The organism is Mycobacterium sp. NGS34 (assembly GCF_059812845.1).
Genome location: NZ_JCALDM010000002.1, coordinates 429,368 through 451,749 on the forward strand (window position 1 = coordinate 429,368; position 22,382 = coordinate 451,749).

Here is a 22,382-nt window from a genome sequence, read left to right on the forward strand (position 1 = left end):
CGCTGACAATCAGCGCAGCGGCCCGTCGCGCGGCCGCAAGCACGTGACCATGTTCACCCGCCCGGCCCACGCGGTCGAGGCGGTCGCGCCGGAATACACGCAAGCCGACGGGCCGCGGGCCAAACGCCCGCCGGCCTGGTCGCTGGGCAACTGGCCGGTGCGCTACAAGGTGCTCGCCATCGTGCTGGTCCCGCTGCTTTTGGCGACGGCGTTCGGGGCGTTGCGCGTCAAGGACGCGATGGCCAACTCGCGCGGCCTGAACCTGGCCGCCGCCCGCGCCGACGTGCTGCCGGCGATCACCAAATACATGTCGGCGTTGGATGTGGCGCTGCTGGCCAGCTCCACCGGCCGCGACGTCGAGGGGGCCAAGAAGAACTTCGAGGCGCGCAAGTACGAGCTGCAGCAGCGCCTGGCGGACACCGACGTCACCCCCGACGTGCGGTCCGGGGTGAGCACCCTGCTGAACGGCGGCGCGGGGCTGCTGGACAAGGTGGCCGACAACGCCATCGGTTTGCGGGACCGGGTCACCACGTACGCCCCGCTCCTGCTGACGGCCGAGGACGTGATCAACGCGTCGGTGCGCGTCGGCGACGAGCGGATCCGCGCCGAGGCGCAGGCGCTCAGCCGGGCCGTCGGGGCCCGCGGGCAGATGACGATGCAGCAAATCCTGGTGACCCGGGGCGCCGACCTGCCCGAGCCGCAGCTGCGGACCTCGATGATCACCCTGGCCGGCACCGAGCCGTCGACGCTGTTCGGGATGAGTGAGGTGCTCGGCGCCGGGTCGCCCGAGGCCAAGACGCTGCAACAGCAGATGGTGACCCGGATGGCGATCATGTCGGATCCGGCCAGCGTGCTCGTCGACAACCCGGACCTGCTGCGCTCGATCGAGACCACCGACGGGATCGCCGAGCAGGTCATCAACGACGCCACCGCGTCGGTGACCAAGTCCGTGCACGCCGAGGCCACCGACCGCCGCAACTCCGCGATCGTCGACGCGGCGCTGGTGCTGGGCGTCATCGTGATCGCCTTGCTCGTGGTGTTGTTGGTGGCGCGCGCGCTGGTGCGGCCGCTGCGCGTCCTGCGTGACGGCGCGCTCCGGGTCGCCCACACCGACCTGGAGGAGGAGGTGGCGCGGGTCAAAGCCGGTGGCGCCGAACCGATCCCGCAGCCGCTGCCGGTGTACACGACCGAGGAGATCGGTCAGGTCGCCCACGCCGTCGACGAGCTGCACACGCAGGCCCTGCTGCTGGCCGGTGACGAGGCGCGCCTTCGGCTGCTGGTCAACGACATGTTCGAGACAATGTCGCGGCGCAACCGTTCCCTGGTCGACCAGCAGCTGATGCTGATCGACCGGCTGGAGCGCAACGAGGAGGATCCCGAACGCCTGGACAACCTGTTCCGGCTGGATCACCTGGCGGCCCGGCTGCGGCGCAACAGCGCCAACCTGCTGGTGCTGGCGGGCGCGCAGCTGGCCCGCGATCAACGCGACCCGGTGCCGCTGTCGACGGTGATCAACGCCGCGGTGTCCGAGGTCGAGGACTACCGCCGGGTCGAGCTGTCCGGCCTGCCCGACTGCGCGCTGGTCGGCGCGGCGTCGGGCGGGGTCATCCACCTGTTTGCCGAACTGATCGACAACGCCCTGCGCTACTCGCCGCCGACGACGACGGTCCGGATCTCCGCCGGACGCGGCGGGGACGGCGGCGTCATGCTGCGGATCTCCGACTCCGGCCTGGGCATGAACGACGCTGATCGGCGCATCGCCAACATGCGGCTGCGGTCCGGCAGCGACGTCACCCCCGACAACGCCCGGCACATGGGCCTGTTCGTGGTGGGCCGCATCGCCGCCCGGCACGGCATCCGGGTGGGCCTGCGGGGCCCGGCCGGCAACGAGGCGGGCGCGGGCACCACCGCCGAGGTGTACCTGCCCCCGACGGTGCTGGCCGGTTCGGCGGGGCCGCAGGGACGGCCGGGGTCCGTGTCGTCGCCGAGCACCCAGCTCGCCAACGCCATGGCGACGACGGACCCTGCGGGCGCGCTCGCCAGCGAGCACGACGCCCCCGAGCCCGCAAACCAGAACGGCGCCGAGGCGCCGGGCCCGTCGGTGACGCTGTTGCCGCGCCGCAACCCCGGATCCAGCGGCGTCACCGAGCTCCCCGAGGTTCCCGAGGTCCCCGCGCCGGCCGCGCCGCTGCCCCGGCGGCCACGGCGCGAGCCCGAGCCCGAACCACTGCCGCAGCCACAACAAAAGCCGGCCAGACCCGCGGCGGTGTCGGACACGTCGGCGTTCTTCGCCGCGCGCGCCCAGGCCGCGGCGGCCCCGCAGGAAACCCCGGTGCCGGTCGCGTCGATCCCGACCATCCCGAAAGCCCCGGAGGCCCCGGCCGCCCCAGCCGACGACGACGTGATCTACCGTCGGATGCTGTCGGAGATGCTGGGCGACCCGCACGACCTGGTCAACAGCCCCGACCTGGACTGGCAGTCGGTGTGGGACCGCGGCTGGTCGTTGGCCGCCGCGGCCGAGGACAAGCCGGTCGAGGCGCAAACCGAGCACGGGCTGCCGGTCCGCGAGCCCGGGGCCCGGCTGGTGCCCGGCGCCGCGAACGGCACGGACACGACGGAGGAGGACCGGCCCGACGAGGACGAGGGATCCCTGGTGGGATCCAATGGCCTGGGCCGGCATTCGCAGCACTCCGCCGCGGGGCGCGACCCCGAGGCGGTGCGGGCGTCGTTCAGCAGCCACTTCGGTGGCGTGCGGTCCGGACGGTCGCACGCCCGCGAGACGAGTGAAGGATCTGATCAGGAATGACGTCCGCCGACAATTCGCTGGACTGGCTGGTGACGAAGTTCGCCCGCGAGGTCCCCGGCGTCGCGCACGCGTTGCTGGTGTCGGTCGACGGGCTGCCCGTCGCCGCCAGCGAACACCTCCCGCGCGAACGGGCCGATCAGCTGGCCGCGGTCGCCTCCGGCCTGGCCAGCCTCGCGACCGGTGCCGCGCAGCTCTTCGAGGGCGGCCAGGTGCTGCAGTCGGTGGTCGAGATGTCCAACGGCTACCTGTTGCTGATGCGGGTCGGCGACGGCTCGCACCTGGCGACGCTGGCCGTGTCCTCCTGCGACATCGGCCAGATCGGTTACGAGATGGCCATTCTCGTCGAACGGGTGGGCGGCGTGGTTCAGTCCACCCGCCGGTCCGCAGAGCAGACCTGGTCTGATCGCTCGGCTCCTCCCCACGCCGCTACGCGGCCTGTATCGTCGCCGAGCCAGTGAGCCGCGATGGACAGACGTGAGCGCTGGCCCGCCTCACGTGAGGCGAACCTGGTCCGTCCGTACACCCTGACGTCCGGCCGGACCGGTACCAACGTCGACCTTCCGCTGGAAGCGCCGGTGCAGACGTTGGACGCGGGCCTGGCTCACCGCTGGCCACCCAACGATGCGAGAGGCAAGATCATCCAACTGTGCGTGAACAGCCCGTCCGTCGCGGAGATCTCGGCCCGGCTGGATTTACCAGTCGGCGTCGCGCGCGTCCTGGTCGGCGATCTGGTGCTGTCCGGCTACCTTCGGGTGCATAGGACGTTGACGGAGCGTTCCACCCGCGACGAGCGCCACGAACTCATAGGAAGGACCCTGCGTGGCTTACGAGCACTCTGACGCCGGAGCCCATGCTTCGACGAAGATCGTGATCGCGGGCGGCTTCGGGGTCGGCAAGACGACGTTCGTCGGGGCCGTCTCGGAGATCATGCCGCTGCGCACCGAGGCCATGCTCACCGACGCCTCGGAGGGCGTCGACATGCTCGAGGCCACCCCGGACAAGAAGACCACCACTGTCGCAATGGATTTCGGCCGCATCACCCTGGACGAGGAGCTGGTGCTCTACCTGTTCGGCACCCCCGGTCAGCGGCGGTTCTGGTTCATGTGGGACGACCTGGTGCGCGGCGCGATCGGGGCGGTCGTCCTCGTCGACTGCCGCCGGTTGCAGGACAGCTTCGCCGCGGTCGACTTCTTCGAGCACCGCAAGCTGCCGTTCCTGATCGCGGTCAACGAATTCGACGGCGCGCCACGCTATCCCGTCGAGGCGGTGCGCGAGGCGTTGACCCTGCCCCGCCACATCCCGGTGATCACCGTCGACGCCCGGGACCGCCGCTCGGCGACCGACGCGCTGATCGCCGTCAGCGAGTACGCGCTGGAAACCCTGGCCGCGAGCTGAATTGCAGCACTGGGTCGATCGCGAGCTCACCGGCACCGATTTTCGCGACGACGACCTCAGCCGGCTGCGCACCGAACGGGTGGTGTTTTCCGACTGCGACTTCAGCGGCGTCAACCTGGCCGAGTCCGACCACCGCGGGTCGGCGTTTCGCAACTGCACGTTCCAGCGAACATTGTTGTGGCACAGCACCTTTGCCCAGTGCAGCATGCTGGGCTCAGTGTTTGTGCACTGCCGGATGCGCCCGATCACGTTCGACGAGGTGGACTTCACCCTCGCGGTGCTCGGCGGCAACGACCTGCGCGGCGTCGACCTGAGCGGGTGCCGGCTTCGGGAGACCAGCCTGGTGGAGACGGACCTGCGCAAGGCCGTGCTGCGCGGCGCCGACCTGTCCGGCGCGCGGACGACGGGCGCCTGCCTCGACGACGCCGACCTGCGCGGCGCCGTCGTGGACGCCGCGTTGTGGCGGACCGCCTCGCTGGCGGGCGCGCGCGTCGACGTCCCGCAGGCCATGGCGTTCGCGCTGGCGCACGGGCTTCGCTTTGAAGGGGGCCCGGACTAGTTCCGGCCGGCGGCCTTCGCGTCGAATTTCTTTTGCGCGCGCTCGATCTCAGGCATGTGCCCGTAGGCCCAATCGCGGATCGCGTCGACGGCGTTCGTCAGGCTCTGCCCCAGGGCCGTAAGCCGGTACTCGACCGTAACCGGCACCGTCGGATATACCGTCCTGGTCACCAGCCCGTCGCGCTCGAGCGCGCGCAGCGTCTGCGTGAGCATCTTCTGGCTGACACCCTCGATTTGGCGGCGCAGTTCGGAGAAGCGGACGGCGTCTTCCCCCTCGAGTGCGGTGATCACGAGCATCGTCCACTTGTCGCCGATCTGGGCGAGCACCTTGCGCGTCGGGCAATCGGCCTTCAGCGCGTCCCACTTCGACACGGTTTCCATTAGGTACCTATACCACAATAAGGTGCTCTCTTCCCAATAGAGACCTAGTTGCATACGTTGACTTTCCGTGACGATGAAGGCGCTGGCAGTGGCACGGGACGACTCCGCCGAGGTTCACTTCGTCGACGCCGACGAGCCCTCGCCCGGACCCGGCGAGGCGTTGATCGCCGTGGACGCGTTCTCGCTCAACCGCGGCGAGACGTTCCTGCTGGAGCGCGAACCCGCGGGCTGGCGTCCCGGCAAGGACGTGGCCGGGTCGGTTCTCGCCACCTGCGCCGACGGCAGCGGCCCGGCGGTCGGGGCACGGGTGGTCGCCCACGTCGACGGCACGGGATGGGCCGAAAAGGTGGCGGTTCCCGCCGATCGCCTCGCCGAGCTGCCGGACACCGTCTCGAGCGTCGACGCGGCCGCGCTGCCGCTGGCGGGGCTCACGGCGCTTCGGCTGCTGCGCGTCGTCGGACCGCTCTACGGACGGACCGTCCTGCTCACCGGGGCGTCCGGCGGCGTCGGGCACTTCTTCGTGGAGCTCGCCGCCGCGCAGGGCGGCCGCGTGACGGCAGTGGTCGCCAGCGAAGAACGGGGCCGGCGGCTCGTGGAGCTCGGAGCGCACGACGTCATCACCGACGTCGAGCTGGCGCGCGGCCCCTTCGACGTGGGCCTGGACTCCGTCGGCGGCAGCTGCACGCAGGCCGTCCTGCGGCGACTCACCCAGACCGGAACGCTCGTCTGGTTCGGACAGGCGAGCAGGACGCCGCCGACTCTGGACTTCTTCGACTGGACGGGTGGGAGCAGCGCCACCGTTCGCAAGTTTCACTACCTCGACGGGGCCGAGGCTGTCGCCGACGACCTCGCGACGCTCGTCGCGCTCACCGCGGCCGGCCGGCTGTCGCCGGAGATCGGGTTCCTCGCCGACTGGTCTGAGACCGGGGACGCGCTCGGCGAGCTCGTCGGCAGGAGGCTACGGGGCAACGCCGTCCTCACGATCAATTCGTAACAACCGCAACAAAACCCGGAGAGGAAGTCAGATGAGCACGAAGAAGATCACGACCAGGGTGCGCTGGCCGCAGGGCCACGCCCCCGACGGGGCTTCGATCTACGTCTCGAACAGCACCCGCACCACCGCCGACCCGGAGCTCGTCTGGGCGTGGCTGACGCGCCCCGAGCAATGGAACCGCTTCTACGGCAACGCCAAGCGCATCCGCCACCAGGCCGGCGCCTGGCCGCAGCTGAAGCTCGGCAGCCGCTTCTCCTGGATCACCTTCGGCGCGCCCGTGACCACCGAGATCACCGTGCACGAACCGTTCAAGCGGCTCGCCTGGACCGGGAAGGCGCTCGGCGCGACCGCCCACCATGAGTGGCTTCTCGATGCCGACGGCCCGCAATGGGAGATCGTCACCGAGGAGACCCAGCGGGGCCTGCTGCCCAGGCTGCTACGGCCGATCATGAGGCCGCAGATGTTGCGCCAGCATCAGCGCTGGCTCGACCAGCTCGCCCGGCTCGCCGAGAGCGGAGAGACCCCGTGAATCCCACGCGACGCTTGCTCCTGCTGCATCCGGCGTACTTCTCGCGAGATGCCTGGCATCCGGCCGAGGGCTACCTCCGCCCCTCGTTCGAAGTCCTCGCCCCGACGCTGGCCGGACACACCGGCGGTCCGCCCATTCCGGCCGGCGTGCGCCCCGGGATCGGTCCGGTGGCGGATCAATTGGAGCGCGAACTCGACAGCGCGGGTTGGGATACCACGCACATCGCGGGGTGTTCCTACGGTGGGCTGATCGCGCTGGAGCTCGCGCGACGCGGTCGAGCACGATCGGTCTTCGCGATCTCGCCGGGCGGCGATTTCCGGCGCGTGGGTGCCATCGCGTACGCCCGGATAGCGGCGCTGCTCGCCGCCAACCGCGCCGCGGCGCGGGTGCTGGGCTCCCAGGCCAACCGGCTTGGCGCTTCGGCGTTCGGACGCTGGCTGGTCTTCCGGCAGGCGTCGGCGCACCCACGCCGGCTGGCGCCCGATCTCGCAACCCGGCTGTTTCGCGTCATCGCGGACTGCCCGGAATACACGGGGATCCTGCGCGCGTCGCTGCGCGAAGATCCCCTCGAGTTCGGCGAGATCGATTGCCCGGTCGCCGTCGCCTGGTCCTCGCGCGACCGCCTGCTCCCCTTCGGCGCCTACGGGCGCCCCCTGCTCCGGGATCTGCCCGCCTACACGTTGCACCCGCTTGAGGACGTCGGTCACGTCGCGATGCTGGACGATCCGCAGGGGATCGCCACGCTTATCCGGGAATTCACCGAGGAAGTCGAGTCACGGCTGGCGGTGTCGGGAGACGGCGATGTCCGCGGTTGAGCGCGCCCGGACGTCATGGCTCATCACGGGGGCGTCGAAGGGATTCGGGCGTGCCCTGACCGAGGCTGCGCTCGCCCGGGGCGATCAGGTGGTTGCCGCGGTCCGCGATCGTGACGCGGTGGCGGACCTGCAGAACACCTACGGCGACCGCGTTTTCGGCGTGGAGTTCGACGTCCGGGATACCGGCGAAGCCGCCGGCGTGGTCCGGGCCGCGGTCGATCGTTACGGCCGGCTCGACGTTCTGGTGAACAACGCCGGCCGGGCCATCGTCGGCGCTGCCGAGGAGGTCACCGACGCGCAGTTGCGCGATCTGATGGACCTGCACCTGTTCGGTCCCGCGGCGCTGGTGCGTGCGGCGTTGCCGGTGCTGCGGGCCCAGCGTGGCGGGACGATCGTCCAGATGAGCAGCCAGGGCGGTCGGCTCTCGTTCCCCGGCGTATCGGCCTACTCGGCGTCGAAGTTCGCGCTGGAGGGATGGTCGGAGGCGTTGGCCGGTGAGGTCGCCCCGTTCGGGATCCGCGTAATCCTGTTGGAGCCCAGTCGGTTTCGGACCGGATACAACGCCGCCCTGGAGTTCACCGATGTCTCTCCGGCGTACCGGGAGATGTTGGCCGACATCCGGGCGGACCTGGCCGGCGCGGACGGCATCCAGGAAGGCGACCCCGGCAAGGCCGCGCAGATCATCGCGGCGATAGTGCGCTCCGCGGAGGTGCCGCTGCGGTTGCCGCTGGGCGCCGAAGCCGTCACGCGGCTGACGGCCGCCTACCAACGCGGCCTCGACGACGTGGCCCGCTGGGCCGAGCTGGCCCGCAGCGCCGACTTTTCCGACGCCGCCGCGTCGGTGCGCCCGATCTAGCGCTTGAGCCGGATGCGCCAGCGCACGATCGCGGAGTAGACCACCGACAGCGCGACCAGCATCCCCATGTCGAACAGCCACGCGCCCCGCGTGTGCGCCCAGTGGCCGTCCTGCTGCAGCAGCGAATCGGGCACCAGCGCCCGCAGGTCGACCGTGGACGCCGACGCCGCGTATCCCCAGCGCGACGGCAACACCCAGGACAGCTGGTCCAGGAAGATGCGGCCGGTCACCGGGACCATGCCGCCGCCGAGCACCAGCTGCAGCATCAGCGACACCACCAGCAGCGGCATGATCTGCTCGTTGGAGCGCGCCAGCGACGACAGCACCAATCCCAGCACCGCCGAGGCGACGCACGTCGCGGCCACCGTGACGAACAGCTCGAAGCTGGGGTTGCCCAGCAAAACCGCCGGCCGCGTGGGCGCGCCCTTGCCCAGCAGCACGATGCCCGTCGCGATCGCCGCCTGCGCGACCGCGAACGCACAGAACACCGTGAGCTTCGCGCCCAGGTAGGCGCCCGTCGACAGGCCCACAGCCTGCTCGCGCCGGAAGATGGCGCGCTCGCCGATCAGGTCGCGGATCGTCAGCGCCGTGCCCATGAAGACGGCAGCGATCGACAGCAGGGTCAGGATCTGCGCGGACTCGTCGGGCGTGCCGCTGGTCGGTTGGGCGACGCCGAACCCGGTGTTCCCGGGGACGGTCAGCGACAGCGCGCCCAGGACGAACGGCAGCAGCGCCAGGAACGTGAAGTACGCGCGATCGGACACCACCAGCCGGACCTGGCGCCGCGCGATCGTGGAGAACTGGTGCCGCACGCTGGTGCGGGCCTGGGTGCCGAGGTCCGCCGGCGCCGACGCGACCGGCGGCGGGGGCTTGTTCTGGGCGAGGAACCGGCGGTTGGCCTCGTCGGGATCGGCGCCCACCTTCGCGAAGATCTGGGCCCAGTTGGTGGTGCCCATGGCCGCGCCGATCTGCCCGGGCGCCCCCAGGTAGGCCGTCTTGCCGCCCGGCGCCATCAGCAGCACCTGGTCGCACACGTCGAGATAGGTCAGCGAGTGGGTGACGACGAGCACCACGCGCCCGGCGTCGGCGAGCTGGCGCAGCATCGTCATCACCTGCAGGTCCAGGGCGGGGTCCAGGCCCGAGGTCGGCTCGTCGAGGATCAGCAGCGACGGCCCGGTGAGCAGTTCCAGCGCCACCGAGGCGCGCTTGCGCTGGCCGCCGGACAGCCTGTCGACGCGGGTGTCGGCGTGGTTGGTCAGCCCGAGTTCGTCGAGCACCTGGGCCACCACCTGTTGGCGGTCGGCCCTGCTGGTATCGGGCGGCAGCCGCAGTTCGGCGGCGTATCCGAGGGCCTGGTTGACCGTCAGCTGCCGGTGCACGACGTCGTCCTGGGGAACCATCCCGATCCGGGTGCGCAGCGACGCGTACTCGGTGTGGATGTCGTGGCCCTCGAACGTGACCGAGCCGGAGGTCGGGGTGGCGTAGCCGGCGATCAGCCGCGACAGCGTGGTCTTGCCGGCGCCCGACCCGCCGATGATGGCGGTCAGGGTGCCGGGCCGGGCGGTCACCGAGACGCGCTCCAGCAGGTTCTTTCCGTCGATGGCGAAGTTGACCTCGCGCACCTCCAGGCCGCCCAGGCGCGCCGCCACCTCGTTGCGGCGGACCAGCATGCCGCCGCTGAACACCAGGTCGACGTTGCCGATCGTGACCACGTCGCCCTCGGCGAGCACCGCGGACCCGACCCTGATCCCGTTGACGAAGGTGCCGTTGATGCTGTGCGCGTCGCGGATCTCGGTGCCGACCGCCGTGGCGGTCAGGAACGCGTGATGGCGCGACGCCAGCACGTCCTGGATGACGATGTCGTTGTCCAGCGAGCGCCCGATCCAGGCCGAGCCGATGACCGGTCCCTCGAGCCTCCCGGAACCGAGCGCCTTGACCCGGGTGGTCGGGAACTCGGCTATCTCGCCGCTCACGCCGACCTGGGTGGGCGGGTTCTCGTCGTGGGTAGGCACGTTCGGCCGCAGGATCGGGATGGCGGTGGTGCGCGGCGTCTCGTCGGGCGGGCGCGCGGGCGGCGGGGTCTTGCGGATGGGGCCGGTGGGCGGCGCGATCGTCGGGGCCGTTTCCGTCGGCGGTAGCAGCCCGACGGTGCCCCGGTGATGGCCGACCTCGAACGTGATCCGCGGCCCGTCGGGCTTGCCGATGTTGAGGGCCTGGCCGTCCTGGATGTCGACCGTCGGCACCCGCTGGCCGTTGAGGAAGACGCCGTTGAGCGAGCCGTTGTCGACCGCGACCCACCGGCCGCCCTCGAAGCGCAGCAGCAGGTGCGCCCGGGCGATCAGGGGGTGCGCCACCCGCAGGTCGGCGCGCACGTCGCTGCCGACGACCACGTCGCGGCCCGGCGCGAAATTGCCTTCCGATCGCTGGGACCGCACCGTCAGCACTGGCTGCGCGGGCTGACCCATCAACCCTTGCGCCGGTTCCTCGCCAGACCGCGGCGGCCCGAGGAGTGCGCCTTCAGCCGGAGCTTCCACCACACGATGGTGCTATAGGCCACGCACAACGCCAGGAGCATGCCGATGTCGAACAGCCATGCGCTCGCCTTGTGGTCGAAGTGCTGGTCCTTCGGGTCGGTCGGGCCCACGACGAGCCGGTGGGTGTCGATCGTTGACGCCGCGGAAGCGTAGCCCCACCGGGCAGGCGTGGCCCACGACAACTGGTCGAGCACGGGCCGGTTGGTCACCCAGATCAACCCGCCGCAGAACACCAGCTGCGACATGATGGCCACCACCAGGAACGGCATGATCTGGTCCTGCGACTTCGCGATCGATGACAGCGCCATTCCCAGCAGGGCGGAGGCCACGCACGTCAGGGCGACGTCGACGAACAGTTCGAGGCTGGAGTTGCCCAGCATCACGGCGCCGGAAAGCGGCTGGCCCCAGCCGATGACCGAGATTGCCGTCGCGATGCCCGCCTGGATGATCGCGAAAACGCTGAACACCGCGATCTTGGCGGCCAGGTACGACCCGGTCGCCAGCCCGACGGCCTGCTCGCGCTTGAAGATGGGCCGCTCGCCGACGAGGTCGCGGATCGTCAGCGCCGTGCCCATGAACACGGCGCCGACGGTGAGCATGACCAGAATCTGGTCGGCCTGGTTGGGCGAGTTGCTCAACGGGTCGCCCATGCCGTATCCGGTCTTGCCGCGCACCGTCAGGGTGAGGATGCCGATCAGGAACGGCAGCAGCGCCAGGAACACCGTGTAGCCGCGGTCGGAGATGACCAGCCGCACCTGGCGGCGCGCCACCGTCGAGAACTGGCGCACGACGTCGGTGTGCACCGGTTCGCCGAGGTCGCCCGGGCTGGCGTCGGACGGGGCCTGCATCTCCGCCGGCCGGTTTTCGGCGAGGAAGCGACGGTTGGCCTCGTCGGGGTCGGCGCCCACCATCGCGAAGATGTCGGCCCAGTTGGTGGTGCCCATGGCCGCGCCGATCTGGTCCGTCGGGCCCAGGAACGCCGTCTTGCCACCGGGCGCCAGCAGCAGTATCTGATCGCAGACGTCGAGGTAGGCCACCGAGTGGGTGACCACCAGCACAACACGTCCGGCGTCGGCCAGTTGCCGCAGCATCATCATCACCTGGCGGTCCAGCGCGGGATCCAGACCCGACGTCGGCTCGTCGAGGATCAGCAGCGACGGCCCGGTGAGCAGCTCCAGCGCGACGGACGCGCGCTTGCGCTGGCCGCCGGACAGCTTGTCGACGCGGGTGTCGGCGTGCTTGGTCAGCTCAAGCTCCTCGAGGACCTGCGCGACGACCTGTTCCCGGTCGGCCTTGCTGGTGTCGGGCGGCAGCCGCAGCTCGGCGGCGTAGCCCAGGGCCTGATTGACGGTCAGCTGGCGGTGCACCACGTCGTCCTGCGGGACCATCCCGATCCGGCTGCGCATGGACGCGTACTCGGCGTGGATGTTGTGGCCCTCGAACGTCACCGAGCCCGATGTCGGGGTCGTGTACCCGGCGATGAGCCGCGACAGCGTGGTCTTGCCGGCCCCGGAGCCGCCGATGATCGCCGTCAGCGTCCCGGGGCGCGCGGTCAGCGAGATGTGGTCGAGCAACTGCTTTCCGTGCTCGACCTCGAAGCCGACGGAATTCACCTCCAGGCCGCCGGTGCGCGTCGCGGCCTCGGTACGGCGGACCAGGGTGTCGCGGGTGAAGACGAGGTCGACGTTTCCGATCGTGACGACGTCGCCCTCGCTCAGGATCGCCGACCCGACGCGGACGCCGTTGACGAAGGTGCCGTTGACGCTGTGCGCATCGCGGATCTCGGTGCCCAGCGGGGTCTGGGTCAGAAACGCGTGATGGCGCGACGCCAGCACGTCCTGGATCACGATGTCGTTGTCGGTGGAACGGCCGATCGTGACCGCGTCGGACGACTTCGGCATCGCCCCGCTGCGCGACGGCAGCAGCGCCTGGAACATCTTGGTCGCCAGGTTCCCCACCTCGGGCGGCTTGGTGAGGTTGGCCGACATCTGGGTTTCCGGTGCCGCCGGCGCGGCGGACATCTGCGGGTGCGGCTGGAAATGGGGTGGCGGTGGCGCGCTGGGCGGATACGGCGGGCGTCCGCCACCGCCGGCGGGGTACATGGGCTGACCGGGCGGTGGGGGCGCGGCCACCTGCGGGCGTCGCGCCGCCTGCGAGGCCCAGTTCGGTTGCCGGCCCGGGGGTCCGGGCGGCGGGCCGGGCGGGGCGGCGACGGGCGGGCCCGGTTGGCCGGACCACGCCGCACCCGGCTGGGCCACCGGGATGCCCATCGACTCGGTGCGCGGCGGGCGCCCGGCCAGGCCTTGGTGGCGTCCCACCTCGAAGGTCAGCTGTGGCCCGTCGGGATTTCCGATGTTGAGGCTCTGGCCGTCGTGGATGTCGACCACCGGCACCCGGCGGCCGTTGACGAAAGTCCCGTTGAGCGAACCGTTGTCGATCGCCAGCCACCTGCCCTGGTCGAACCGCAGCAACAGATGCGCGCGCGAAATGAGCGGGTGCGTAATGCGCATATCGGCGCGCAGATCGCGCCCGACCACCACGTCGTGGCCCGCCGCGAAGGTGCGCTCCGACCCGTCATGGCGAACGGTCAGCGCTGGCGGGGCTGGTGCACTCATCGCCACAACTGTAGCGGGTGCACCTGTTTTCGCCCTGTGGGCTGAGCGGTCAGCGGGCCAACGCGTCCGGGGCGCCGGTGATCACGCATTGGGTCCGGGTGTAGATCGTCGGCATGCACCGATTGCAGTGCGTGCAGGCCGAATGCACGGTGTGCGCGGCGCCGTCGGCGGCGATCCGATTGATCAGGTCCGGCTCGGCCAGCAGCGCCCGGCCCATCGCGACGAAGTCGAATCCCTCCGCCATCGCGAGGTCCATCGTCTCCCGGTTGGTGATGCCGCCGAGCAGGATCAGCGGCATCGTGAGTTCGGCGCGGAACAGCTTGGCGTCGCGCAATAGATAGGCCTCGCGGTAGGGGTACTCGCGCAGGAACTTCTTGCCCGTCATCCGCATGCCCCAGCGCAGCGGTGGCTTGAAGGCGCCGGCGAATTCCTTGATCGGCGCGTCGCCGTGGAACAGGTACATCGGGTTGACCAGCGAGCTGCCCGCGGTGAGCTCGATCGCGTCCAGACCGCCGTCGTCCTGCAGCCACTTGGCGGTGATCAGCGATTCCTTGGTGCTGATGCCGCCGCGCACCCCGTCGGACATGTTGAGCTTGGCGGTGACCGCGATCGGCGTGCCCTCCTTCTCCACCGCGCGCCGCACCGCCATGACGATCCCGCGGGCGACCTTGGCCCGGTTTTCCAGCGATCCGCCGAATTCGTCGTTGCGACGGTTGATCAGTGGGGACAGGAACGCGCTCGCCAGATAGTTGTGGCCCAAATGGATTTCGACCGCGTCGAAGCCGGCTTCGATGGCGAGCCGGACCGCGTTGACGTGCCCCTCGATCACGTCGTCGATGTCGTCGCGGGTGGCCTTCTTGGCGAAGCGCATCCCGATCGGGTTGAAGAACCGCACCGGCGCCAGGGCCTTGGCCTTGTTGGACTTGGCGTTGGCCACCGGGCCCGCGTGCCCGATCTGCGCGCTCACCGCGGCGCCCTCGGCGTGGATCGCGTCGGTGAGACGGCGGAACCCGGGCACCGCCTCGGGGCGCATCCAGATCCCGTTGCCCTCGGTGCGCCCGCCGGGGGACACCGCGCAATACGCGACGGTCGTCATCCCGACCCCGCCGGCCGCCGGCAGGCGGTGGTATTCGATCAGGTCGTCGCTCACCAGGGCGTTGGGCGTGCGCGCCTCGAAGGTGGCGGATTTGATGGTGCGGTTGCGCAGCGTGATGGGCCCCAGCTTGGCCGGGCTGAGCACGTCTGGAGGGGTAGACATGCGAGGAGCCTAGTCGCACGTCGTGCCAGACTGTCAGGCGTGGGCGCAATCACGCTGGACGGCAAGGCCACCCGTGACGAGATCTTCGTCGACCTCACCAAGCGGGTGGCCGCACTGACCGCATCGGGCCGCACGCCCGGGCTGGGCACGATCCTGGTCGGCGACGACCCCGGTTCGCAGGCCTACGTGCGCGGCAAGCACGCCGACTGCGCCAAGGTCGGCATCACGTCGATCCGCCGCGACCTGCCCGCCGACACCAGCACCGCCCAGCTCAACGACACCATCGACGAACTGAACGCCAACCCGGAGTGCACCGGCTACATCGTGCAGTTGCCGCTGCCCAAGCAGCTCGACGAGAACGCCGCGCTGCAGCGCGTCGACCCTCGCAAGGATGCCGACGGGCTGCACCCGACCAACCTGGGCCGGCTGGTGCTGATGGATCCGGCGCCGCTGCCGTGCACCCCGCGCGGCATAGTGCACCTGCTGCGGCGCTACGACGTCGAGATCGCCGGCGCGCACGTGGTAGTCATCGGCCGCGGGGTGACGGTCGGGCGTCCGCTGGGCCTGCTGCTGACCCGCCGCTCGGAGAACGCCACGGTGACGTTGTGCCACACCAAGACTCGTGACCTGCCGGCGCTGACCAGGCAGGCGGACATCATCGTGGCCGCGGTGGGCGTGCCGCACATGCTGACCGCCGACATGGTGCGTCCCGGCGCCGCCGTCGTCGACGTGGGCGTCGGCCGGGTGGACGGCAAGCTCGCCGGCGACGTGCATCCCGATGTGTGGGAGGTGGCCGGCCACGTGTCGCCGAATCCCGGTGGCGTCGGCCCGCTTACCCGCGCGTTCCTGTTGACCAACGTCGTCGAACTGGCCGAGGGATAGCGTGCGCGCGACGTTACGGGCCCAGTGGCCGATCCTGTTGGTCGAGCTGATCTTCGCCGCGGCATTTGTGTTGGCGGCGGCCAACTTCTGGCGTCGCGGTGCCCTGCTGATCGGAATCGGGGTCGGCGTGGCGGCGGTGCTGCGGTTGGTGTTGTCCGACGAGCGGGCCGGCCTGCTGGTCGTGCGCAGCCGCGGGATCGACTTCCTGACCACCGCGACGGTGGCGGCGGCGATGGTCTATATCGCGTCGACGATCGACCCGCTGGGGACGCGCTAAGCGGGCTAAGCGCCCGGCATTCCGGGGATTTGGCGGATGCCGGGGATGCCTCCGGCCAGCCCGGGCAGGCCGCCGGGAATGCCGGCCGCCGGGTTGCCGCTGGCGATATTGGCCATCTCCTGCGGGCAGTAGCTCTGAATGGCGATGGTGGTGAACAGCTTCGCCATCTGCGGCGACAGACCGCGGTGGCTGACGGTGGCCGCGGCGGCGGCGAAGTTCCCGCCCGGCTGGGCGAGCATCGGGCAGATGGACTCGCCGACGGACATCGCGTTGCCGGGCTCGCCGAAGTCGATGCCGGCGTGGTTCAGCGCGTCGATGAAGGCGTCGTCGGCCCCGGCGTCGGCCTCGGCCGGCGCCGCGAATGCGGCGGCCGCGGTGAGCAGGGCGGCGGCCCCGGCCAGCAGGCGGATGCTCAGCGGCTGGTGCCGGAACAGCCAGATCCAACGTTGCGTCTCCGCTGTGAGTGCCTTCATGCCAGCCTCCCGTGCCTCGCCGGGTGCTCTGATTGCACTCCAGTCACGCTAGGAACTCTGATCTATTTCTGTCACGTTTACAACACGGTGCGATAAAGGTTTGCACAATAAGCGTTTCGTGAGGGGATCGTCCGCGCGACGTCGGTTATCGGCCCGGCGCGCGCCCGGCGGATCGAGGCCACACTGTGACCTGACACTCGGGCGGAGGCCGGATTTTCAGGAGCCGTTTGGACCAGAATCCGGCCCATGACGACGAATCAGAGGGGTATCTCGCGTCAGACGTTCCTTCGCGGTGCCGGAATGCTGGCCACCGCAGCGGTGTTCGGCAGCGCGCGCGCCGCCGCGGACCCCGTCGCAGGCTGGGGCGGCCTGGCCTCCTCAATCGGGGGCAACGTCTTGCTGCCGACCAGCGGCGCCCAATTCTCCTCCGGCAAACAGGTTTTCAATTCGCTCTACAACAATTCCAATCCGGCCGCGGTGGTCCGGGTGTCGTCGCAGTCCGACGTGCAGAAGGCGGTCGCGTTCGCGACGGCGAACGGGCTCAAGATCGCCCCACGCGGGGGCGGGCACTCCTACATCGGCGCATCGAGCTCCAGCGGTGCGATGGTGATCGACCTGCGCGGGCTTCCCGGCGGGGTGAACGTCGACGGCGCCGGCAACGCCACCGTGACTCCGGCGACCACGCTGTACGCGGTGCACCAGGGGCTGGCCGGCGCGGGGCGCGCCATCCCCACCGCCACCTACCCAACCGTCGGGATCGGGGGGCTGGCTCTGGGTGGCGGAGTGGGCGCCGATTGCCGTCATGCGGGCCTGACGTGTGATGCCCTGCAGTCGGCCACCGTGGTGTTGCCCAGCGGCGAGGTCGTCACCGCGTCGGCCAACGATCACCCGGATCTGTTCTGGGCGTTGCGCGGTGGCGGCGGCGGCAACTTCGGGGTCACGACGTCAATGACGTTCGGGACCTTCGCGACCGCCGACAGCGACGTGGTCCGGCTAGACTTCCCCCCGGCGTCCGCCGTGCAGGTGCTGTCCGGCTGGCAGTCGTGGCTGAGCGCCGCGGACCGAAACACATGGGGGATAGTCGATCTCTCGGTCGGAAGCCAGCCGAACTGCCACGTGCTGGCGACCTGCCCCGCGGGCGCCGGTTCCGGTGTGGTGGACGCCATCAAGTCCGCGGTCGGGGTGGCGCCGAGCGCCGTCGTGAACAAGACGCTCGGCCACGTGGACCTGGTGACGTACCTCGCCGGGGGCAGCTCGACGGCCTCGCCCGTCGGTTTCGTGGCCGGATCCGACGTGCTCTCGACGATGAATTCCGCTGCGGCGCATGCCATCGCGACCGCCATCGGGCAGTGGCCCGCGTCGGCCGGTAAGGCGTCGGTGCTCATCGACCCGCTGGACGGCGCCGCCGGCGACGTGGGGTCGGGGGACACCGCGTTTCCGTGGCGCAAGCAGTCCGCGCTGTTGCAGTGGTACGTCGAGCCGGCCGCCAACCAGGTGGCCGCCGCGCAGCAGTGGCTCAGTTCCGCACATCAAGCGGTGCAACCGTTTTCGGTCGGCGGCTACGTCAACTACCTGGAGGCCAACAGCTCGCCGTCGCGCTACTTCGGCTCGAACCTGTCGCAGCTGGCGACGGTTCGGCAGAAGTACGACCCGAATCGGGTGATGTACTCGGGGCTGAACATCTGACGTGCGAGCTCGCGCGCGTGCGCTACCTCGCCGACGACGTCCGGGCGGCCGTCGACTTCTACACGACCCAGACCTCACCTTCGCCTGCGGCTGCCAACACCGCATGCTCAGCCCCGACGGTTGGACCACCCGCAAAAATGCCAAAGGCGAGACCGAATGGATACCGCCGCCGCACCTCGAACGCGGCCAAGCCAGAACCAACACCTACTGGCACCCCGAAAAACTCCTCCGCACCGACGACGGTGACGCCGACGACGACGACGAAGACGAAAGCCACGCCTAACGCCCCGGCCGCGAGTAGCCTCACAGCCACTGATCGCGTCCGGGGGCAAGGAGGCACCGGGTGTCGTATGTCCTGGCCACGCCGGAATTGTTGTCGGCCGCTGCCGAGGATCTGGCCGGGATAGGCTCCGCGGTCGACGCCGCCAACGCGGCGGCCGCGAACTCCACGACGTCGCTGTTGGCCGCGGGCGCCGACGAGGTCTCGACGTGCATCGCCGGGTTGTTCGGCGCGCACGGCCTGCAATTCCAGGCGCTCACCGCGCAAGCCGTGCAGCTGCACCAGAGGTTCGTGAACACCTTGGCGGGGAGCGCCAGCACGTATCTGGCCGCCGAGATCGCAACGGCCGAAACGCTGTTGGGGAGCCCGGCGATCCCTGCCGCGGCGGCGGGCACGCGGATCACGGTCCCCGGCGCGGGGCCGCTGTACTACCCGAACTTCATCACCAATCTGCCCTATCTGGGGCAGCTGCTGTATGCGGGCAGCATCCCGGGGCCACCCTCCGTGTCGATCCTGCAGGGATATGACCTGCTGAACCACGCCATCGGGCAGAGCTGGTTCCCCGGCACCACCCCCCAGGTGGTCAACTACCCGGCCAGCATCGGCTTCATCAGCGGTAGCCTGGCCGCCCCCGGTGTCAACCAGGCCCTCGCCATGGGGCAGCAGGCGCTCAACGACCAGATCTTCAACGCCTTCGCCAACGGCAGCGGTGCACCGGTGCGCATCGCCGCGCTGTCGGAGGGAACTCTCGTCGTCAACCGCGAATTGGCCGCCCTGGCCGCGGACCCGACGGCGCCACCGCACGGTGCCCTGCAGTTCGCGATGTTCAACGGCCCCGAGTCCGGCCTGTTCCACGCCTACCTGCCGGACGGCGTGACCGTGCCTTTCGTCGACTACACCGCGCACGGCGTGCCGAACACCCAGTACGACGTCAGCGTGGTGTTCGGGCAGTACGATTTCTTCGGCAATCCGCCCGACCGCCCGTGGAACATTCCGGCCTGGGTGAACTCGCTGGCCGCCGGCATCTACAACCACAACACCACGTCGCTGGCGTCGATGTCGGACGCCGTGCAGGTCTCCAGTGTGACCACCTCGCTGGGCGGCACGATCACCACCGACATGGTCCCGTCGCCCACGCTGCCGATGCTGTACCCGCTTCAGCAGCTCGGCGTCCCGCAACCGATCGTCAACGACCTCAACGCTTTTCTGCATCCGATCGTCGACGACGGCTACTCGTCCCTGACGCCGAACGCCGGGCCGTACTTCCTGCAGGGCACCCTGCAAGGCCTGCCCCCGTTGCCGAACCTCTTCTGGTGACGATGGAACTTTCCGGCGCGGTCGCGGTCATCACCGGTGGTGCCTCCGGCATCGGGCGGGCCACGGCGCTCGCCCTGGCGCGGGCCGGGGCCGACGTCGTGGTCGGCGACATTCACCAGGAGCGGATGGACGAGACCGTGGCGGCGATCGCCGAGATCGGACAACGGGCGCTGGCCGTTCGGTGCGACGTCACCTCCGACGCCGACGTCGACGCCTTGGCCCGCGCGGCGCTCGCCGAATTCGGCAGGGTCGACGTCGTGATGAACAACGCCGGTGTGGCGCTGCTGGGTCCGCCGGAACGGGTTCCGATGCAGGACTGGCAGCGGCTGTTCGACATCAACGTGTTCGGCGTCGTGCGGGGCATCCGCGCGTTCGTGCCCATCCTGCTCGAGCAGGGCCGCGGCTGGATCGTCAACACGGCGTCCATCGCCGGCCTGTATGCCCACGGCTACGACAACATCCCGTACATCGGCGCCAAACACGCCGTGGTGGGGATCACCGAGGGCCTGTACCTATACCTTCGGCCCAAAGGCATTGGGGTTTCGGTCGTTTGCCCGGAGCTGGTGACCACCAACATCGGCGAGAGCGCGCGCATGATCGGCATCGACGACCCACGCTGGATCAACTTCCCGCCCCACTTGTTGCGCCCGATTTCGCCCGAAGACGCCGCCGAGCGCGTCGTTGCCGGCATCCAACAGGAGCGCTATCTCATCCTGACCCATCCGGAAAACCGGGAGTGGGTGTCCAACCACGGCCGCGACGTCGAGGGCTTCCTCGCCGCCTACCTGCCGATGCTCTACGACGGCCGCGACCCGTCGGGCCTGCCCGCGACCCCGTCCTAACCGGCCAGCGCCGCCCGGATGCACACGGTGACGTACGGCAGCGCCAGGCCGTTCGAATTGGCAAGCGCCGGATGGGTGGCCAGCAACTCGCGCACCTGGTCGAGCGTGCGGGTGCGGACCTCGGTCGGCGAGGTGATGCAGTAACTGCGCGACGCCACCAAATCGATCAGGGCTTGCGGCGTAAGGTAATTCGTCCACTCGACCTGATGGCGCTCGGGCTCGGAGAACGACGTCGACAGCGAGACGTCGAAGCGGCCCCGGTCGCCATCGGAGCCGATGATCTCGCCCAGCTCGCGCACCCAGCCCAGCCGTTCGTCGCGGGTGTTCCACACCAGGCCGAGCCGCCCGCCCGGCCGCAGCACGCGGGCCACCTCGGGGATCGCCCGCTCGGGATCCACCCAGTGCCAGGCCTGGGCGACGACCACGGCGTCAACGCTGTTGTCCTCCAACGGAATCTCTTCCGCGGTGCCCAGCAGGGCCCGGGTCTCCGGCAGCGAGGAGCGCAGCACCTCCAGCATGTCGGGGATGGGGTCGACGGCCACCACGTCGAAACCGCGTTCCACCAGCCGGGTGGTCAGCTTGCCGGTGCCCGCGCCCAGATCCAGCACCTGGCGCGCGCCGCGCGGTAGCAGCCAGTCGATCGCCTCCGGTGGATAGGAGGGCCGGCCTCGCTCATAGGCGGCGGCCGCCGAGCCGAACGACAGGGAGCGTTCCTGGCTGGAGCGGATCACCGCCGACCCCCATCAGCCGAGTCCGCCAAATCCAGCGTCTCGCGGATCAACTCGCCGACGGCCTCGGATTCCACCAGGAACCCGTCGTGCCCACAGATGGAGTCGACGATGTGCAGCTCGGAGCAGCCCGGCAGCAGCTCGGCCAGTTCCTGCTGCAGGCGCAGCGGGTAGAGCCGGTCGGAGGTGATGCCGCCAACCACCACCGGCACCGGGCAGCCGCGCAGCGCGCGCTCGACGCCGCCGCGCCCGCGGCCGACGTCGTGACTGCTCAGCGCCTCGGTGAGGATGACATAGCTGCCGGCGTCGAAGCGGGCCAGCAGCTTGTCGCCCTGGTGCTCCAGGTAGCTCTGCACGGCGTAGCGGCCGCCGCCAAATGGGGCCGGATCCTCGTCGCCCTGGGCGTCGTTGGCGAAGCGCGTGTCGAGCTCGACCTCGCCGCGGTAGGTCAGGTGCGCGAAGCGGCGGGCGATCGTCAGCCCGGCGTCCGGCGACGCCCCGGTCTCGTAGTAGTCGCCGCCGTGCCAGTTCGGGTCGGCCTTGATGGCCGCCACCTGCGTGGCCTGCGTGCCGATCTGGTCGGCGGTGGCGCGCGCGCCGACGGCCAGCAGCAGCCCGGACCGCACCCGGTCGGGATGGCCGACGATCCACTCCAAAGCCCTTGCGCCGCCCATGGATCCGCCGACCACGGCGGCCACCCGGTCGATGCCCAGGGCGGCCAGCGCGGCGAGGTCGGCCTCCACCTGGTCGCGCACCGAGATCAGCGGAAACCGTGAGCCCCAGGGCTTTCCGTCCCGGGCCAGCGAGCTGGGGCCGGTGGAGCCGCGGCAGCCGCCGAGCACGTTGGTGGCCACCGCGCACCAGCGGTCGGTGTCGATCGGCGCTCCCGGCCCGGCCACGCCGTCCCACCAGCCGGGCGTGGGATGCCCGGGCCCGGCCGGCCCGGTGATGTGCGAATCGCCGGTGAGCGCGTGCAGGACCACCACCACGTTGTCGCGCGTCGGCGACAGCTCGCCCCAGCGCTGGACCGCGATGCACACGTCGTCGATCACCGCACCGCTCTCGGTGGTCAGCGAGCCGATGTGGACGAGGCCAACCTCGCCTTCGGCGGGCAGCGTCTGCGTCGGGACGTCGGAGATCGTCATGTCAGAACCCC

Annotated in this window: 21 protein-coding genes and 1 pseudogene; 15 read left to right on the top strand and 7 right to left on the bottom strand. The window is 70.3% G+C overall.

The window, feature by feature from the left end; all coding sequences use genetic code 11:
- Positions 1 to 49: 49 nt before the first annotated feature.
- Genes AC5Y7V_RS07005 through AC5Y7V_RS07025 form a run of 5 tightly spaced genes read left to right on the top strand, consistent with a single transcriptional unit; the run spans position 50 to position 4,760 of the window.
- A complete protein-coding gene (locus AC5Y7V_RS07005) occupies positions 50 to 2,806 on the top strand; it encodes a sensor histidine kinase (protein WP_499879297.1) in 2,757 nt (918 codons plus the stop codon).
- Positions 2,803 to 3,264, top strand: a complete 462-nt coding sequence (locus AC5Y7V_RS07010; RefSeq protein ID WP_499879298.1) for a roadblock/LC7 domain-containing protein — start codon at positions 2,803 to 2,805, stop codon at positions 3,262 to 3,264. The genes AC5Y7V_RS07005 and AC5Y7V_RS07010 overlap by 4 nt, the downstream gene beginning before the upstream one ends.
- Before the next feature lie 6 nt (positions 3,265 to 3,270).
- A complete protein-coding gene (locus AC5Y7V_RS07015; protein WP_499879299.1) occupies positions 3,271 to 3,645 on the top strand; it encodes a DUF742 domain-containing protein in 375 nt (124 codons plus the stop codon).
- On the top strand, positions 3,626 to 4,201 hold the full coding sequence (locus AC5Y7V_RS07020) for a GTP-binding protein (RefSeq protein WP_499879300.1): 576 nt from the start codon (positions 3,626 to 3,628) through the stop codon (positions 4,199 to 4,201). Before AC5Y7V_RS07015 ends, AC5Y7V_RS07020 begins: the two co-directional genes overlap by 20 nt.
- A 1-nt stretch (position 4,202) precedes the next feature.
- Entirely contained in the window at positions 4,203 to 4,760 is a 558-nt protein-coding gene (locus AC5Y7V_RS07025) for a pentapeptide repeat-containing protein (protein ID WP_499879301.1), read from the top strand.
- On the opposite strand, the gene AC5Y7V_RS07030 is transcribed toward AC5Y7V_RS07025, so the two are convergent.
- The gene (locus AC5Y7V_RS07030; protein WP_499879302.1) at positions 4,757 to 5,140 is read right to left on the bottom strand and encodes a winged helix-turn-helix transcriptional regulator; all 384 of its coding nucleotides are present in this window, start codon (positions 5,138 to 5,140) and stop codon (positions 4,757 to 4,759) included. The genes AC5Y7V_RS07025 and AC5Y7V_RS07030 overlap by 4 nt on opposite strands.
- 88 nt (positions 5,141 to 5,228) lie before the next feature.
- Here AC5Y7V_RS07030 and AC5Y7V_RS07035 point away from each other — a divergent pair, with 88 nt between their 5' ends.
- Genes AC5Y7V_RS07035 through AC5Y7V_RS07050 form a run of 4 tightly spaced genes read left to right on the top strand, consistent with a single transcriptional unit; the run spans position 5,229 to position 8,334 of the window.
- The gene (locus tag AC5Y7V_RS07035) at positions 5,229 to 6,134 is read left to right on the top strand and encodes a zinc-binding dehydrogenase (RefSeq protein ID WP_499879303.1); all 906 of its coding nucleotides are present in this window, start codon (positions 5,229 to 5,231) and stop codon (positions 6,132 to 6,134) included.
- A gap of 31 nt (positions 6,135 to 6,165) precedes the next feature.
- The gene (locus AC5Y7V_RS07040; protein ID WP_499879304.1) at positions 6,166 to 6,663 is read left to right on the top strand and encodes an SRPBCC family protein; all 498 of its coding nucleotides are present in this window, start codon (positions 6,166 to 6,168) and stop codon (positions 6,661 to 6,663) included.
- Complete coding sequence (locus AC5Y7V_RS07045; protein ID WP_499879305.1) at positions 6,660 to 7,478, top strand: alpha/beta fold hydrolase; 819 nt, start codon at positions 6,660 to 6,662, stop codon at positions 7,476 to 7,478. The genes AC5Y7V_RS07040 and AC5Y7V_RS07045 overlap by 4 nt, the downstream gene beginning before the upstream one ends.
- Positions 7,465 to 8,334 (top strand): SDR family NAD(P)-dependent oxidoreductase, encoded by an 870-nt coding sequence (locus tag AC5Y7V_RS07050; protein ID WP_499879306.1) that lies wholly within the window; start codon positions 7,465 to 7,467, stop codon positions 8,332 to 8,334. The genes AC5Y7V_RS07045 and AC5Y7V_RS07050 overlap by 14 nt, the downstream gene beginning before the upstream one ends.
- Here the strand turns inward: AC5Y7V_RS07050 and AC5Y7V_RS07055 are convergent.
- Genes AC5Y7V_RS07055 through AC5Y7V_RS07065 form a run of 3 tightly spaced genes read right to left on the bottom strand, consistent with a single transcriptional unit; the run spans position 8,331 to position 14,741 of the window.
- Positions 8,331 to 10,799 (bottom strand): ATP-binding cassette domain-containing protein, encoded by a 2,469-nt coding sequence (locus AC5Y7V_RS07055; RefSeq protein WP_499879307.1) that lies wholly within the window; start codon positions 10,797 to 10,799, stop codon positions 8,331 to 8,333. The genes AC5Y7V_RS07050 and AC5Y7V_RS07055 overlap by 4 nt on opposite strands.
- Positions 10,799 to 13,483 (bottom strand): FHA domain-containing protein, encoded by a 2,685-nt coding sequence (locus AC5Y7V_RS07060; protein ID WP_499879308.1) that lies wholly within the window; start codon positions 13,481 to 13,483, stop codon positions 10,799 to 10,801. The genes AC5Y7V_RS07055 and AC5Y7V_RS07060 overlap by 1 nt, the downstream gene beginning before the upstream one ends.
- A 49-nt stretch (positions 13,484 to 13,532) precedes the next feature.
- The gene (locus tag AC5Y7V_RS07065; RefSeq protein ID WP_499879309.1) at positions 13,533 to 14,741 is read right to left on the bottom strand and encodes an NADH:flavin oxidoreductase; all 1,209 of its coding nucleotides are present in this window, start codon (positions 14,739 to 14,741) and stop codon (positions 13,533 to 13,535) included.
- 39 nt (positions 14,742 to 14,780) lie between these two features.
- On the opposite strand from AC5Y7V_RS07065, the gene AC5Y7V_RS07070 reads away from it, so the two are divergent.
- Entirely contained in the window at positions 14,781 to 15,623 is an 843-nt protein-coding gene (locus tag AC5Y7V_RS07070; protein WP_499879310.1) for a bifunctional methylenetetrahydrofolate dehydrogenase/methenyltetrahydrofolate cyclohydrolase, read from the top strand.
- Between the two features lies 1 nt (position 15,624).
- Positions 15,625 to 15,900 (top strand): DUF3017 domain-containing protein, encoded by a 276-nt coding sequence (locus AC5Y7V_RS07075; protein ID WP_369807245.1) that lies wholly within the window; start codon positions 15,625 to 15,627, stop codon positions 15,898 to 15,900.
- A gap of 5 nt (positions 15,901 to 15,905) precedes the next feature.
- On the opposite strand, the gene AC5Y7V_RS07080 is transcribed toward AC5Y7V_RS07075, so the two are convergent.
- Entirely contained in the window at positions 15,906 to 16,373 is a 468-nt protein-coding gene (locus AC5Y7V_RS07080) for a DUF732 domain-containing protein (RefSeq protein ID WP_067014629.1), read from the bottom strand.
- Positions 16,374 to 16,619: 246 nt separating this feature from the next.
- Here AC5Y7V_RS07080 and AC5Y7V_RS07085 point away from each other — a divergent pair, with 246 nt between their 5' ends.
- The 4 genes and pseudogenes from AC5Y7V_RS07085 to AC5Y7V_RS07100 all read left to right on the top strand — a co-directional run bounded on the left by AC5Y7V_RS07085 (position 16,620) and on the right by AC5Y7V_RS07100 (position 20,498).
- Complete coding sequence (locus tag AC5Y7V_RS07085) at positions 16,620 to 18,059, top strand: FAD-dependent oxidoreductase (protein ID WP_499879311.1); 1,440 nt, start codon at positions 16,620 to 16,622, stop codon at positions 18,057 to 18,059.
- A gap of 70 nt (positions 18,060 to 18,129) precedes the next feature.
- Positions 18,130 to 18,342: pseudogene (locus AC5Y7V_RS07090) on the top strand (HNH endonuclease signature motif containing protein); the annotation flags it as partial.
- 60 nt (positions 18,343 to 18,402) lie between these two features.
- Positions 18,403 to 19,656 carry a PE-PPE domain-containing protein gene (locus AC5Y7V_RS07095; protein WP_499879312.1) on the top strand — a complete coding sequence of 418 codons (1,254 nt, stop codon included), beginning with the start codon at positions 18,403 to 18,405 and terminating at the stop codon, positions 19,654 to 19,656.
- 2 nt (positions 19,657 to 19,658) lie between these two features.
- Entirely contained in the window at positions 19,659 to 20,498 is an 840-nt protein-coding gene (locus tag AC5Y7V_RS07100; protein WP_499879635.1) for an SDR family oxidoreductase, read from the top strand.
- Here the strand turns inward: AC5Y7V_RS07100 and AC5Y7V_RS07105 are convergent.
- A complete protein-coding gene (locus tag AC5Y7V_RS07105; RefSeq protein ID WP_499879313.1) occupies positions 20,495 to 21,229 on the bottom strand; it encodes a class I SAM-dependent methyltransferase in 735 nt (244 codons plus the stop codon). The two genes, AC5Y7V_RS07100 and AC5Y7V_RS07105, sit on opposite strands and share 4 nt — an antisense overlap.
- On the bottom strand, positions 21,226 to 22,371 hold the full coding sequence (metX, locus tag AC5Y7V_RS07110; RefSeq protein WP_499879314.1) for a homoserine O-acetyltransferase MetX: 1,146 nt from the start codon (positions 22,369 to 22,371) through the stop codon (positions 21,226 to 21,228). The genes AC5Y7V_RS07105 and metX overlap by 4 nt, the downstream gene beginning before the upstream one ends.
- Positions 22,372 to 22,382: the final 11 nt, after the last annotated feature.

Excerpts from the sequence above, each read along its gene's own strand:
- AC5Y7V_RS07005 (WP_499879297.1), top strand. The coding sequence starts at position 50 with ATGTTCACCCGCCCGGCCCACGCGGTCGAGGCGGTCGCGCCGGAATAC.
- AC5Y7V_RS07010 (WP_499879298.1), top strand. The coding sequence starts at position 2,803 with ATGACGTCCGCCGACAATTCGCTGGACTGGCTGGTGACGAAGTTCGCC.
- AC5Y7V_RS07015 (WP_499879299.1), top strand. The coding sequence starts at position 3,271 with ATGGACAGACGTGAGCGCTGGCCCGCCTCACGTGAGGCGAACCTGGTC.
- AC5Y7V_RS07030 (WP_499879302.1), bottom strand. The coding sequence starts at position 5,140 with ATGGAAACCGTGTCGAAGTGGGACGCGCTGAAGGCCGATTGCCCGACG.
- AC5Y7V_RS07040 (WP_499879304.1), top strand. The coding sequence starts at position 6,166 with ATGAGCACGAAGAAGATCACGACCAGGGTGCGCTGGCCGCAGGGCCAC.
- AC5Y7V_RS07050 (WP_499879306.1), top strand. The coding sequence starts at position 7,465 with ATGTCCGCGGTTGAGCGCGCCCGGACGTCATGGCTCATCACGGGGGCG.
- AC5Y7V_RS07055 (WP_499879307.1), bottom strand. The coding sequence starts at position 10,799 with ATGGGTCAGCCCGCGCAGCCAGTGCTGACGGTGCGGTCCCAGCGATCG.
- AC5Y7V_RS07060 (WP_499879308.1), bottom strand. The coding sequence starts at position 13,483 with ATGAGTGCACCAGCCCCGCCAGCGCTGACCGTTCGCCATGACGGGTCG.
- AC5Y7V_RS07065 (WP_499879309.1), bottom strand. The coding sequence starts at position 14,741 with ATGTCTACCCCTCCAGACGTGCTCAGCCCGGCCAAGCTGGGGCCCATC.
- AC5Y7V_RS07080 (WP_067014629.1), bottom strand. The coding sequence starts at position 16,373 with ATGAAGGCACTCACAGCGGAGACGCAACGTTGGATCTGGCTGTTCCGG.
- AC5Y7V_RS07085 (WP_499879311.1), top strand. The coding sequence starts at position 16,620 with ATGACGACGAATCAGAGGGGTATCTCGCGTCAGACGTTCCTTCGCGGT.
- AC5Y7V_RS07100 (WP_499879635.1), top strand. The coding sequence starts at position 19,659 with ATGGAACTTTCCGGCGCGGTCGCGGTCATCACCGGTGGTGCCTCCGGC.
- metX (WP_499879314.1), bottom strand. The coding sequence starts at position 22,371 with ATGACGATCTCCGACGTCCCGACGCAGACGCTGCCCGCCGAAGGCGAG.